The following is a 13,161-nucleotide window of genomic DNA, read 5'->3' as shown; positions in this document are numbered from 1 at the left end:
CGGAACAATCAGAGACCATTCTTCGTCACTGACATCAGATGGATATGGTTTGCGCGCAGTATTCATCCATCTGTTCTGCAACACTCACGCCAGAAAATACATAACACCCTCTAGCCCAAATTCGTGAAATGGTCTTTCGAAATACATTTTCTTCTTCAGAGAGAATAGAAGATGAATATTCCATTATATTACATTTTGTTCTGTACCCGTCAGGGAATTCTATATATTTTTCGAGAAGATCTTCCAGACGACTAGAGCTTTCCACAAGCGGGAGAAGGCGGCTAACCATTTTCGATTCATGCTGACGCGAACTATGTGCGGTTATAATGCGTCGTTTGGCCAATGCCCAGAACGGGTCATCAAGAATTTTGAATAACTTACACTTCAGAAAATTCACTTTCGAGCGTTGATAAGATGATTCTTTGAAAGAATCACAGATATGACTTGCCAATTCCATCGCGGTAATTGGCGATACACCTATATTTTCTTTTTTTGAGATGGTTTCAAGGGTTCTCCAGTTTGTTCCTCTAATAAAGCATGCATCAACTATAAACATACAATCAGTCCTACTAATTTCTGTATTTAATGCGTTAGCTGGTATGGATTTTAATAAACGCCTCGATACGAGGCGAATAAGGATGCTAAATGTCGGTTATGCCCTACTGACCAGTTCGTCCAGCGCACGGATGATTGCGTCCTGTTCTCGTTCGGGCAGAATGCCTAGAACTGTGCCAAGCCGCTCAACGGGAACGGTCGCCAGATCAAGCGGATTGGCGAAAACGTCTTCACCCTCGACGCGAAGGTGCGGTGTCAGGGGATGGTCTGGCGGCTTACCGGCAGATAGCCGCACGAGTGGCATGACCACGCGACCCACACTGCGTTCCAGCCGACTGCTCTGGATCTGCACGACGAAGGGGATGTTCCGATTGCGGCCGGGGTTCCGGTAGATGGCGAATTGCGGCATCGGTTCAGAGTGTTGAGAATTCGTCGCTCAGGAAGCCATGCCGCGCATGCAGTTCGTTCACCGCGTCGATCACGCCATCCAGTTGCCGTTGCTCGTCTTCGCGTTTTTCACGTGCAGCATGGAGATAGTCGCCCAGCAGGGTCTCGACCGTCGCAGAGAGGTTTGGCGTGACCTGACGAACCTGGGCCAGCAGATCGGCATTGAGCGACAGATTGACCGGCCGTCGCTTGGCTGTCCGGTCGTAGTGCGTGGTGCGGGTGACAGTGCCAGCCATGTTTCGACTCCTTATACGCATGCCATGCGCATGACCAGATCATGTGGAGGGGCACCGCATGGTGCAAGTATTTTTTCGCTCCTGACCGACCGGGTGCGATCGGGGCAACAATGCGCTTGCGTCCTTTGAAATGACGGCTGTCCGCTGTTTCTCCGATGGATCGGAGTGAGCAGATGGAGCAGCCCGGAACACGTATTCAATGGGGACAGGTCGCGCTGGTCCTGTCCATGATCGTCCTGTCCTGGTGGGCCGCGACCGAATGGACGGCATGGGAACTCGCTTTCCAGCCTGAACTCGGTCGGCCCTGGTTCGTGCTGTTCCATCGCTGGCCGGTCTATGCGCCGCCGCTGTTTTTCTGGTGGTGGTACGTCTTCGATGCCTATGCCCCGGCTGTATTCGCGCACGGGGCCTGGATCGCAGGCTCAGGCGGCGTGCTGGCCTTCGCCGCTGCAGTGGCCCTGTCCGTCCATCGTGCCCGCGAGGCAAAGAAGATCGAGACCTATGGATCGGCGCGCTGGGCAGGGTCGGATGAAATTGCCCAGGCCGGGCTGCTTGACCCGGATGGGGTGGTACTTGGCCGGTATGGCAAGGCCTACCTGCGGCATGACGGGCCGGAGCATGTCCTGACCTTCGCGCCAACGCGCAGCGGCAAGGGTGTCGGCATGGTCATTCCCACACTCCTGACCTGGCCCGGTTCGGCCATCGTCCACGACATCAAGGGCGAGAACTGGGAGCTGACGGCGGGATTCCGCGCCCGTTTCGGGCGCGTCGTGCTGTTTGATCCGACCAATGCGGCCTCCTCGGCCTACAACCCCTTACTGGAAATCCGGCGTGGAGAATGGGAAGTTCGCGATGCCCAGAACGTCGCCGACATCCTCGTGGACCCGGAAGGCAGTCTGGAGAAGCGCAATCACTGGGAGAAGACCTCACACTCCCTGCTGGTCGGGGCTATCCTGCACGTGCTCTACGCCGAGCCCGACAAGACGCTGGCCGGTGTCGCCAATTTCCTGTCGGACCCGAAGCGCCCAATCGCCACAACACTGTCGGCGATGATGCGGACGAAGCATCTTGGCGATGCCGGTGCGCATCCCGTCGTGGCCTCGGCCGCACGCGAACTGCTGAACAAGTCTCCCAACGAGCGGTCGGGTGTGCTGTCCACAGCCATGTCCTTCCTCGGCCTGTACCGTGATCCGGTGGTCGCAGAAGTGACGCGGCGCTGCGAATGGCGGATATCCGACATCGTTGATGGTGATCGCCCGGTGACGCTCTATCTGACCGTGCCGCCGTCGGACATCAGCCGGACCAAGCCGCTGATCCGTCTGGTCCTGAACCAGATCGGACGACGCCTGACAGAAGATCTTGATGCGGCGGCACAGCGACGGCGGCTCCTGCTGATGCTCGACGAATTCCCGGCCCTCGGGCGGCTGGATTTCTTTGAATCGGCGCTGGCCTTCATGGCGGGTTACCGGATCAAAAGCTTCCTGATCGCCCAGTCCCTCAACCAGATCGAACGGGCTTATGGGCCGAACAATTCGATCCTCGACAACTGCCATGTCCGAGTGAGCTTCGCCACCAACGATGAGCGGACCGCGAAACGTGTCTCGGACGCGCTTGGGACCGCCACCGAGATGAAGGCGATGAAGAACTACGCGGGCCACCGTCTTTCGCCATGGCTTGGGCATCTGATGGTTTCGCGCTCGGAGACCGCGCGCCCGCTGCTGACGGCCGGCGAGATCATGCAGCTTTCGCCAGCAGACGAGATTGTCATGGTCTCCGGGCTGTATCCGATCCGCGCGAAGAAGGCCCGCTATTTCGAGGATAGCCGCTTTCAGGAGCGTATCCTGCCGCCGCCGAAGCCCACACGCCCGACGGAGGGATGCCCGGACGACTGGAGCGGCCGTCCCCTCCCACCCAGACCGCCGGCGCCAGATGCGGCGACTGAAACGCCAATGATGGACGATGAGGAAGAAGATCCGAACCAGTCCGCCCGACGCCGTCAGCCGGAACTGGGCGAAGGCACTGTCGAAAAGAAAGAGCCGATGCAGAACGAGTTCACGCCCGATCCGGTCGATGAATTCGACGACATCGCGCCCCGCAACAACCGGATGAACGATCTCATGCGCGGCGTCGCCCGGCAGGCATCGCTCGACCGTGGCGATGAACTTGGACTGTGAGGCAGACATGGTGATGCCAAAAAAGAAAGCCCAGATCTCCGTCTATCTCGACCCCGAGGTGATGAAGACCCTGTCCGCCTATGCGGCGCGACGCGCACAGCCGATGTCGCTGATCGTCGAGGCTGCTGTCGCCTCCTTCCTTTCGCCCGATGGGGAGGAGCGCCGCGAGGCTGCTACGTCGAAACGCCTCGACCGGCAGGACCGGCGCCTCGCGCGGCTGGAGCGTGATATTGGCATCACGGTGGAGACCCTGGCGCTGTTCATCCGCTTCTGGCTGACCACGACCCCGCCGCTGCCCGAACCGGCGGCGAAGGCGGCGCGGGCACAGGCCGGGGTGCGCTATGATAATTTTGTCGCCGCCCTCGGTCGCAGGCTGGCCCAGGGGCCAAGACTCCAGCAGGAAATCCCGGAGGATGTTTTGGATCCCGGCGCACGGGATGAACCGGAGGCGTAAAATCCGCACCTTGCAAGTATTTTTGCCCTGTGTTTCGCCGCCATCCTACGACCTCTGAATTCCTGTTGAAACGCGCGGTTTCCAGACTTTCTTAATGATCCCCGTCGCTGTTCGTCCGTCGCGTTCGGCCCATACGGGGGAAGGTCATGTCGGTTTCCGTCATCCATGAAAGGGGCACGGCACGTGGCATGTCCATGCTGCGTACGGCGATGGGACCGGCGATTGCCTGGCATCTCGCTGATCCCGCTGTGGTCGAGGTCATGCTCAATCCCGATGGGCGGCTGTGGATCGATCGGCTGTCAGAGGGCATGGCCAACACGGGCGAAACCATCACACCGGCCGATGCCGAGCGCATCGTGCGGCTGGTCGCACACCATGTCGGAGCGGAGGTGCATGAAGCAGCACCGCGCGTGTCGGCGGAACTCCCGACCGGCGAACGGTTCGAGGGGTTGCTGCCGCCCGTTGTGACAGCCCCGAGTTTCGCCATCCGCAAACCGGCCGTCGCTGTATTCACCCTTGATGACTATGCCGCCGCCGGGATCATGACCGACGCACAGGCAGATTTCCTGCGGCATGCGGTCTCGGAACGGAAAAACATCCTGGTCGCAGGCGGGACCAGCACGGGCAAGGCCACGCTGGTCAACGCCCTGCTGGCCGAGGTGGCGAAAACCGGTGATCGCGTTGTCCTGATCGAGGACACGCGCGAACTGCAATGTACGGCACCCAACCTCGTGTCCATGCGCACAAGGGACGGCATCGTCACGCTGTCCGAGCTGGTCCGTTCCGCCCTGCGCCTGCGCCCCGACCGTATTCCCATCGGTGAGGTGCGTGGGGCCGAAGCCCTCGATCTGGTCAAGGCGTGGGGTACCGGTCATCCGGGTGGTATCGGCACGCTGCATGCCGGATCGGTGCTGGCGACCCTGTATCGTCTGGAACAGCTGATCCAGGAGGCGGTGGTCACGGTGCCACGCGCCATGATCGCGGAAACCATTGACGTCATCGGCGTGCTTTCGGGGCGCGGCAATTCCCGCCGCCTGTCCGAACTCGCCACCGTGGATGATCTTGATCCCGCGACTGGAGCCTATCGCATCCGTCCGGTCAGCTTTTCCTCTTCTAAAACATTCCGCTCTGCCAATGGAGAGTCATCATGATGCCGCCTTCACGTCTGCGCGCCGTGGTGTGCGCTGTCGCACGTCCCGACCGGCATGCGCCGGATCTTCGCGTGTTCGGAACCTCCATGCTTCTGTCGCTTGCTTTCGCGTCATCGGCATGGGCATCGGGATCCAGCATGCCGTGGGAAACATCGCTCAACGAGATCCTGGAGTCCGTGCAGGGGCCGGTGGCGAAGATCATCTCGGTGATCATCATTACCGTAACCGGCCTGACCCTGGCCTTCGGGGAAACATCGGGCGGGTTCCGCCGCCTGATCCAGATTGTCTTTGGCCTGTCCATCGCTTTTGCGGCGTCCAGCTTCTTCCTGTCGTTCTTCTCCTTCTCCGGCGGGGCGCTGATCTGATGGCGGGATATGACGATGACGCGGTGCCGGGATTTCATGTCCCGGTGCATCGCTCGCTGACCGACCCGATCCTGCTGGGTGGCGCGCCACGGGCGGTGGCCATCGCCAACGGCACGCTGGCGGCTGCAATCGCCCTCGGCCTGCGGCTCTGGCTGATCGGGGCCGCATTCTGGATCGTCGGCCATGGGCTCGCGGTCTGGGGAGCGAAACGCGATCCGTTCTTCATCGAGGTGGGACGACGGCATCTCCGTTACCCCGCCTGGCTCCGGGCATAGAGAGGGCAGGGCGATGATGTCCCTTGGTGAATATCGCAGCCGCGCTGCCTTCCTGTCCGATTTCCTGCCATGGGCGGCGCTCGTGGAGAAAGGCGTCGTCCTGAACAAGGACGGTTCCTTTCAGCGCACGGCGCGCATCCGTGGCCCCGATCTGGATAGCGGCACGCCTGCCGAACTGGTGGGTGTGACCGGGAGGTTGAACAATGCCCTGCGCCGTCTGGGGTCCGGTTGGGCGGTATTCGTGGAGGCGCAGCGCGTGCCTGCGACTGTGTATCCCGACAGCGATTTCCCGGATGCCGCTTCGCACATGGTCGATCTGGAACGTCGTGAGCAGTTCGAGGATGAGGGCGCGCATTTCGAGAGCCGGTATTTCCTGACCCTGGTCTGGTTGCCACCGGCGGAATCATCGGGTCGCGCCGGGCGTTTTCTGTATGAAGGCAGGGAGCGCGAGGGGCCGGACCCGCATGGCATGCTCCATACGTTTGTGGACCGCAGTGATCGGCTTCTGGCGTTGCTGGACGGGTTCATGCCCGAAGCGGCGTGGCTGGATGACGGTGAGACGCTGACCTATCTGCATTCGACCATTTCAACCCGGAACCAGCGCGTGCGGGTGCCGGAAATTCCCATGCACCTTGACGCCTTTCTGGTGGATCAGCCGCTCTCGGGCGGCCTGGAACCCAAACTGGGCGACGCGTATCTGAAAACCCTGACGATTACCGGTTTCCCGTCACGGACTTTTCCCGGAATTCTGGACGATCTGAACCGACTGGCCATGCCCTATCGCTGGTCCACCCGCGCGATCCTGCTCGACAAGACCGACGCCACCAAGGTTCTGACGAAGATCCGGCGGCAATGGTTTGCAAAGCGCAAGAGCATTGCAGCCATTGTCCGGGAGGTGATGACCAACGAGGCCTCGGTCCTCGTGGACAACGACGCCGCCAACAAGGCAGCCGATGCCGATCTCGTCCTGCAATCCCTCGGAGCGGATGATGTCGGGCAAGCCTATATCACGGCGACCGTCACGGTCTGGGATGGCAGCGCCAGCATCGCGGCCGAAAAGCTTCGCCTCGTGGAAAAGATCATTCAGGGCCGTGACTTCACCTGCATGATGGAAAGTCTCAACGCCGTTGAGGCATGGCTGGGGAGCCTGCCCGGCCATGTCTACGCCAATGTCCGCCGGCCACCGGTTTCGACTTTGAACCTCGCGCATATGATTCCGCTCTCTGCCGTGTGGGCGGGACCTGAACGGGACGGGCATTTCAACGCACCGCCGCTGTTCTACGGTAGGACGGCGGGTGCGACGCCCTTCCGGTTTTCCCTGCATGTCGGCGATGTCGGCCATACCCTGATCGCAGGACCGACAGGAGCAGGCAAATCCGTGCTGCTGGCGCTGATGGCGTTGCAGTTCCGCCGCTATGCGGGATCGCAGATTTTTGCCTTCGATTTTGGCGGCTCGCTGCGGGCCGCGACACTGGCGATGGCCGGGGACTGGCATGATCTCAGCGGTGGGCTGACAGACGCTGATCTGTCGGGAGAACAGGGTGGCAGTGTCTCGCTCCAGCCGCTGGCGCGGATTGATGATCCGGATGAGCGAAAATGGGCCAGCGAATGGCTCGGCCAGATCCTTGTCGGAGAGGGGGTAACGCTGACCCCGGATGTGAAGTCTCACCTTTGGCCGGCCCTGAATTCCCTTGCATCGTCGCCCATTGGTGAACGGACGTTGTCCGGCCTGGTAGCACTCCTCCAGTCCAACGCCCTGAAGCAGGCAATGGCGCCATACTGCCTGGGTGGTCCCTATGGCCGCCTGCTCGACGCGGATGCCGAGCGGCTGGGTGAGGCCGACGGCGTGGTGTTCGAGACCGAAGGTCTGATCGGCTCGGGCGCGGCATCATCCGTGCTGTCCTATCTCTTCCATCGTATCGAAGGGCGGCTGGACGGCCGCCCGACGCTGCTGGTCATCGATGAGGGCTGGCTGGTCCTGGACGACGGCGATTTCGCGGGGCAACTCCGGGAGTGGCTGAAAACGCTGCGCAAGAAGAACGCCAGCGTCATCTTCGCCACGCAGTCCCTGTCGGATATTGCCAATTCGCCGATCGCCCCGGCGGTGGTGGAAAGCTGCCCGACGCGGATCTTCCTGCCCAATGAGCGGGCGATCGAGCCGCAGATCGCCGCGATCTACCGCGATTTCGGCCTCAACGACCGGCAGATCGCCATCATCGCGCGTGCAGCCTCGAAACGGGAATATTACTGCCAGACTCAGCGCGGTAACCGCCTGTTCGAACTGGGGCTCGGGCCGGTAGCACTTGCCCTATGTGCGGCGTCAGGAAAGGACGATCACCGACTGATTGACCGAGTGCTGGCGGAACATGGCCGTTCCGGATTTCTCCCTGCCTGGTTCGAGGTGCGTGGCGTCACGTGGGCTGCGGACCTTCTGCGGGAAGGATCTGTGTCATGAAGCATGTGGTCTTTCTCTGCGGTACGGCGGCTCTGCTGTCGCTTGGCGCTCCACAGGCCCGGGCACAATGGGCGGTGTATGACGGAGCCAACCATGTCCAGAATGTTCTCATCGCGGCACGGACCCTCCAGCAGATCGACAATCAGATCACGTCGCTGGCCAATCAGGCGCAGATGCTGGTCAACCAGGCGCGCAATCTGGCGAGCCTGCCGCTATCGACGATTTCCCAGACCACGAGCACTGCTCGCGCAGGCGCAGAACATTGCCTACAGCGTCCAGTCCGTCGAGCAGCAATACCAACAGGCCTACACATCGGTCTCGTCGGGCATGTCCGACAGCGCCCTGTTCAGCCAGGCGCAGACACGGTGGCAGAATTCCGTGAGTGGGTTCGAGGACGCGCTGAAGCTGCAGGCGCGGGTGGTGGGGAATATTCCTTCCGACAGCAGCGCCATGACCCAGCTTGTCTTGGCCAGCCAGGATTCCACGGGTGCCCTGCAGGCGGCGCAGGCCGGCAATCAGCTTCTCGCGCTTCAGTCGCGCCAGTTGTCCGATATCCAGGCCGAACTCGCCGCCAATGGCCGGGCCACCGCCCTCCAGCAGGCGCGGAATGCTGCCACCGAAGCAGAGAGCGAAGCTCAGTATCAGCATTTTTCCCAATATGATGCCTATAGCCCGACTTCGGTCTCTATGTTCGGCAGCAGCGGGAACTGACGGCCATGGCAGTGAAAGTAGGGATGAAGTGCTACGTCCCCTTACGGAGACAAGTTTCTCCACCCCTCTTCCCGAACCGGACGTGCGGGTTTCCTCGCATCCGGCTCTCCATACACGGGCGGTTAGCCACCCGTGGGTGTAATCCAGTCCCAGTTATGACTGAGGCTGCGGAACGCATTCCAGAATTCAAGGACGTTTTGACGCGCCCTTGTTTCCATATTTGCATCCCATCTGTTCATCTTCTCGATACTTCTGGCGGGGTACCGCGTCGTTCCTCCTTCAGAGAAGAATCGCAGGCGCTTGGTCCCTTCGGACCACTGCCGTCGTTTCCCCCGGGCGCTCATGAAGTAGCGACGCCGCAGTTTTCGCCACGGCGTTTTCGGATGCTTCTTCCTCAGCCAGCGCCCTACGCGCCACCATATCCAGTCATCAAGGTGGGCGAAGTCCCGATGTGCCCGTGTGGCATATCGGTAGTAACTTCTCCAACCGAGAATGAGAGGATTGAGCCTGTCGATGACTTCGGTAAGAGAGCACCCGGTGGGTATGCCCTTCACCGTGACTTTGATCTTGTGGCGCAGGTCGTTGAGCTTGCTCTTTGGAATGAAGAGTTTGCCGACTTGGTGCCCCGTGAGGAGCCCCTTGGCCTGCACCGCCCGGTAGCCGAGGAAGTCAATGCCTTCCCTGACATCCGAGATCTTGGTCTTTTCCAGCGACAGTTCCATGCGGAGTTCTGTTTCCAGAAATTCCGCCAGCGCGCGCTTCTCAGCTTCCGCCTGCTCCCTCGTGCCGTCCACGAGAACGACGAAGTCGTCCGCGTATCGTACCATGTAATAAACCGGCCTGCCTTTCCGATGGTCTCTGATCCGTCGGGCGGCAGCGTTTATACTTGGCTCACGGGGGCGCATGGACCATCGTCCATAACGTTCGTCGATATCTGTCCGGTAGATATTGGACAGCATCGGCGAAATGATCCCGCCTTGCGGCGAGCCTGTTACGGGGTGTTTGACGGTCCCTTCGATCATTACGCCCGCTTTCAGGAACGAGAGGATCAGCATCAGTACCTTGCGGTCACTGATGCGTCGTCGCACGCATTCCATCAGGACGTGATGGTCGATAGCGTCGAAGCAGCCCTTGATGTCGCCTTCTATGACGTAGCCATAGACCGAGGGTCCGCGCTTTGTCGGATGAAGGCATCTCTGGATTCGTGCCAGAGCATCGTGAGTGCTTCGTCCTTTTCGGAACCCAAAGGAGGTCGGATAGAAGTCCGGCTCGAAAATGGGCTCCAGGATCAGCTTCAAGGCCATTTGTACCAGTCGGTCGGTGAGCGTGGGAATGCCAAGCGGTCGGAACTTCCCCGGTTTGCCGGGCTTCGGGATGAGCCGTTGCCTGACAGGTTCCGGGAGATGGGTTCCGCTGCGAAGTGCCACGCGTATTTCAGCGAGGAACTCCGTCGCACCGCCGGGACGCTCTTCAACCGTGCGTCGCGTCATCCCATCCGTGCCCGGTGTCCGGCTGCCACTATTGTGGGCGAGCCTTCTCCAAGCCTCGGACAGGGTTCTGCTGTCGCATACGAGATTAAACAGATCAGCGAACACCTTTTCAGGTGTGTCACTGCTCCACCGATACAGTTTGCGCTGCATGTCGAGGACAAACGAAGTATTCACACCGTTGGACATATGTCCACCTCCTGCCTGCTTCCTGCATCTACTGCCCCCCTTCGCCATGTGGCCGGCTTTCCCGTCCTCGGACTACTACGAAGGCTCCGTCCCCCATCATCGCGGTCGCTGATCGCTTCAGCCATCCGGCATCCGACGCCGCCGGAGGCGATGATAGGGTTCCTGGGTTCCGAGACTGATCTCTTACCTGCTTTAGGCGCCGACTATACCCCGTGTGGAATCTGGCCTCGATACACCGCAAGCTTATATTGAGGCTGGTTTGCAGTGAGAGACTGCATGCCTTCGGTCCCTGTATTGATAGCAAGGACCAACGCTCCACCGGCATGTGGCTTACGCCGCATGCCGACCCGCCTACCTCCGAGTTGGCGAGTTCCAACATCTGCCGGGGCGTCCGCCATCGGTTCGGTTTCCCTCGCCATGGCAGGTTCGCTTGCCGGATCGTCCACGGGATCGGAAGTCCCCGTGCATCCGACTTTGAGGGGTTCTGCTGATTTACGGCTCTCCGGAAGCATCCGGTTCACCTCACCCCTCTGCTTATCACCGCATGTTGCGTCACACGGCGTGCGGGGTCTTTCACCCCGCGAGATCGGTAACGGCTTGAAAGTCAAAGCATGTCCCTCTCTAACTTAGTCCCAGCGCACATGAACGATGTCGGCGTTATCGATACATTCCTGAACACCTTCACCACCACCATCGATACCGGCTTCGGTCTGGTGAAGGGGAGTATGATCTCGCTCGCGGGATCGCTGTCCGTGCTGGATATGGCGCTGGCGGGTCTGTTCTGGGCCTGGGCGGCGGACGAGGATGTCATCCAGCGTCTGGTGAAAAAGACGCTCTATATCGGGTTCTTTTCCTTCCTGATCAGCAATTTTTCCAGCCTGTCGAAGACCGTCTTTGACAGTTTTGCCGCCCTTGGCCTGAAAGCCGGTGGGGGCACGCTGTCGCTGGACCAGTTCCTGCGGCCCGGTCGCCTTCTTTACGAATTTCATCCAGATCTTCGTGCTGTGTCTGTCCTGGCTGATCGTGCTGGCGGCGTTCTTCATTCTCGCCGTGCAGCTTTTCGTGGCGTTGATCGAGTTCAAGCTGACCACGCTGGCAGGGTTCGTGTTGATTCCGTTTGCCCTGTTCAACCGCACGGCTTTTCTTGCCGAGAAGGTCATGGGCAATGTCGTCTCCTCGGGCGTGAAGATCATGGTGCTGGCCGTGATCAGCGGCATTGCCGCGACGTTGTTCGGCCAGTTCACCACCTCCTATGGCAATGTGCAGCCCACGGTCGGGCAGGCCCTGTCCGTGGTTATCGCCTCACTGGCCATTGTAGGCCTTGCAATTTTCGGGGGCAGTCTGGCCAACGGGCTGATCGCTGGCGCGCCCCAGCTTGGCGCGGGTGCCGCTGTCGGCACGGGCATGGCTGTTGCTGGCATGGGGGCTGCTGCCGTGGCTGGCGTCGGCGCGGCTGTTTCTGGTGGTGGGGCAGCCCTGGCCGCCACGGCGGCAGCCGCGCGGGGAGGGGCCGCCGTAGCAGGCGCTGCATCAACAGCCTACACGCTCGGGTCCGCGACCGCAGCCGGCGGGAGCGCAGGTGCGCGGATGGCTGCGGGCGTGGGCGGCATTAGCCGGGCGGCCGGGTCTGCGGCTGCAGGTGCCGTGAAGAACAAGGCCGCCAGTGCCGCCAGCGCCATGAAGGACAGCTTCTCATCGGGCGGCAAGGCAGCCTTTACCGCGACCGGTGGCCGGACAACCGGTTCGGGTGGTGGCGCTGCTGAGACGGGGTCATCCTCGCCAGCATCATCCGCCAGTGAGCCCCCGCGCTGGGCAAGCCGCATGAAGCGCCGGCAGGCCGCGACCCATGCCGCCGAGGCAGCCCATGTCATCCGCTCCGCCGATGGTGGGGGCGGGTCTTCCTCAATCGATCTGTCGGAAAAGGAATGAGGACGATGTTCCGTCGCTCCACGGTGCGCTACGGCACGACGCCGGAGCCGGTCACCCCCTATCAGAAAGCCGCCCAGATCTGGGATGAACGCATTGGTTCCGCCCGCGTGCAGGCCCACAACTGGCGGCTCATGGCCTTTGGCAGCCTGTTCCTGTCAGCGGGGCTCGGGGCCGGGCTGGTCTGGCAGTCCGCGCGCGGCACCATCACGCCGTGGGTGGTGCAGGTGGATCATCTGGGCCAGGCGCAGGTCGTGGCCCCCGCGACAGCGGGCTATATGCCCGCCGATCCGCAGATCGCCTGGAATCTGGCACAGTTTATTGGCGATGTGCGGTCCCTGTCGTCCGATGCTATCGTGGTCCGGCACAACTGGCTGCGGGCCTATGATTTCACCACCACGTCGGGTGCCCAGGCGCTTAACGATTATGCCCGTCTGAATGATCCGTTCTCGCGCATCGGGCACGAGCAGGTCGAGGTGGACATCGCCTCGGTCATCCGGGCCTCGCCCGGCAGCTTCCGTGTGGCCTGGACCGAGCGCCATTACCGCGACGGCGCGTTCACCGGCACCGAACGCTGGACCACCATCGTCTCCGTCACGCTGCGCACGCCACGCGATGCCGACCATCTCAGTGTCTGACCGAAAATGAGTTGAGTGATTTCAGCGGGTTATGATTCATGGGTTTGCGATAACCTGATGAGATCAAGATGGCCTGGACTGAAATCACCCGAGCGCAG

At 61.1% G+C, this 13,161-nt stretch carries 11 protein-coding genes and 2 pseudogenes; 9 read left to right on the top strand and 4 right to left on the bottom strand.

Going from position 1 to position 13,161, the window contains the following annotated elements; all coding sequences use genetic code 11:
* Nucleotides 1–34: 34 nt before the first annotated feature.
* The 3 genes from GOB85_RS17230 to GOB85_RS17220 form a co-directional block, all read right to left on the bottom strand.
* The gene (locus tag GOB85_RS17230; protein WP_173578669.1) at nt 35–556 is read right to left on the bottom strand and encodes a hypothetical protein; all 522 of its coding nucleotides are present in this window, start codon (nt 554–556) and stop codon (nt 35–37) included.
* Nucleotides 557–652: 96 nt separating this feature from the next.
* A complete protein-coding gene (locus tag GOB85_RS17225; RefSeq protein WP_173578668.1) occupies nt 653–964 on the bottom strand; it encodes a CcdB family protein in 312 nt (103 codons plus the stop codon).
* A 4-nt stretch (nt 965–968) separates the two neighbouring features.
* Nucleotides 969–1,238, bottom strand: a complete 270-nt coding sequence (locus GOB85_RS17220) for a type II toxin-antitoxin system CcdA family antitoxin (protein ID WP_173578667.1) — start codon at nt 1,236–1,238, stop codon at nt 969–971.
* 173 nt (nt 1,239–1,411) lie between these two features.
* Here GOB85_RS17220 and GOB85_RS17215 point away from each other — a divergent pair, with 173 nt between their 5' ends.
* The 7 genes and pseudogenes from GOB85_RS17215 (at nt 1,412) to trbJ (ending at nt 8,823) form a co-directional block, all read left to right on the top strand.
* Entirely contained in the window at nt 1,412–3,412 is a 2,001-nt protein-coding gene (locus tag GOB85_RS17215) for a conjugal transfer protein TraG (protein WP_173578666.1), read from the top strand.
* A 7-nt stretch (nt 3,413–3,419) separates the two neighbouring features.
* Nucleotides 3,420–3,866: a CopG family transcriptional regulator gene (locus GOB85_RS17210; protein ID WP_173578665.1), complete on the top strand. Its 447-nt coding sequence runs from the start codon at nt 3,420–3,422 to the stop codon at nt 3,864–3,866.
* A gap of 194 nt (nt 3,867–4,060) precedes the next feature.
* Entirely contained in the window at nt 4,061–5,017 is a 957-nt protein-coding gene (gene trbB / locus GOB85_RS17205) for a P-type conjugative transfer ATPase TrbB (RefSeq protein ID WP_173578670.1), read from the top strand.
* A complete protein-coding gene (locus GOB85_RS17200) occupies nt 5,014–5,382 on the top strand; it encodes a TrbC/VirB2 family protein (RefSeq protein WP_173578664.1) in 369 nt (122 codons plus the stop codon). The genes trbB and GOB85_RS17200 overlap by 4 nt, the downstream gene beginning before the upstream one ends.
* On the top strand, nt 5,382–5,657 hold the full coding sequence (locus GOB85_RS17195; RefSeq protein WP_010516001.1) for a VirB3 family type IV secretion system protein: 276 nt from the start codon (nt 5,382–5,384) through the stop codon (nt 5,655–5,657). Before GOB85_RS17200 ends, GOB85_RS17195 begins: the two co-directional genes overlap by 1 nt.
* A 13-nt stretch (nt 5,658–5,670) precedes the next feature.
* Nucleotides 5,671–8,112 (top strand): conjugal transfer protein TrbE, encoded by a 2,442-nt coding sequence (trbE, locus tag GOB85_RS17190; protein ID WP_173578663.1) that lies wholly within the window; start codon nt 5,671–5,673, stop codon nt 8,110–8,112.
* Nucleotides 8,109–8,823, top strand: a pseudogene (gene trbJ, locus GOB85_RS17185) (P-type conjugative transfer protein TrbJ). Before trbE ends, trbJ begins: the two are co-directional and overlap by 4 nt.
* Before the next feature lie 122 nt (nt 8,824–8,945).
* Here the strand turns inward: trbJ and ltrA are convergent.
* Nucleotides 8,946–10,499: a group II intron reverse transcriptase/maturase gene (ltrA, locus tag GOB85_RS17180; RefSeq protein ID WP_173578662.1), complete on the bottom strand. Its 1,554-nt coding sequence runs from the start codon at nt 10,497–10,499 to the stop codon at nt 8,946–8,948.
* 611 nt (nt 10,500–11,110) lie between these two features.
* Between ltrA and GOB85_RS17175 the strand changes: the two are divergent.
* Both GOB85_RS17175 and trbF read left to right on the top strand, forming a co-directional pair.
* Nucleotides 11,111–12,428, top strand: a pseudogene (locus GOB85_RS17175) (type IV secretion system protein).
* A gap of 5 nt (nt 12,429–12,433) precedes the next feature.
* The gene (gene trbF / locus GOB85_RS17170; protein ID WP_173578661.1) at nt 12,434–13,063 is read left to right on the top strand and encodes a conjugal transfer protein TrbF; all 630 of its coding nucleotides are present in this window, start codon (nt 12,434–12,436) and stop codon (nt 13,061–13,063) included.
* Nucleotides 13,064–13,161: the final 98 nt, after the last annotated feature.

It is taken from the genome of Acetobacter fallax, assembly GCF_011516735.1.
In the GTDB taxonomy this organism is placed as follows: Bacteria; Pseudomonadota; Alphaproteobacteria; order Acetobacterales; family Acetobacteraceae; genus Acetobacter; species Acetobacter fallax.
This window is presented reverse-complemented; position numbering and strand designations above follow the sequence as displayed.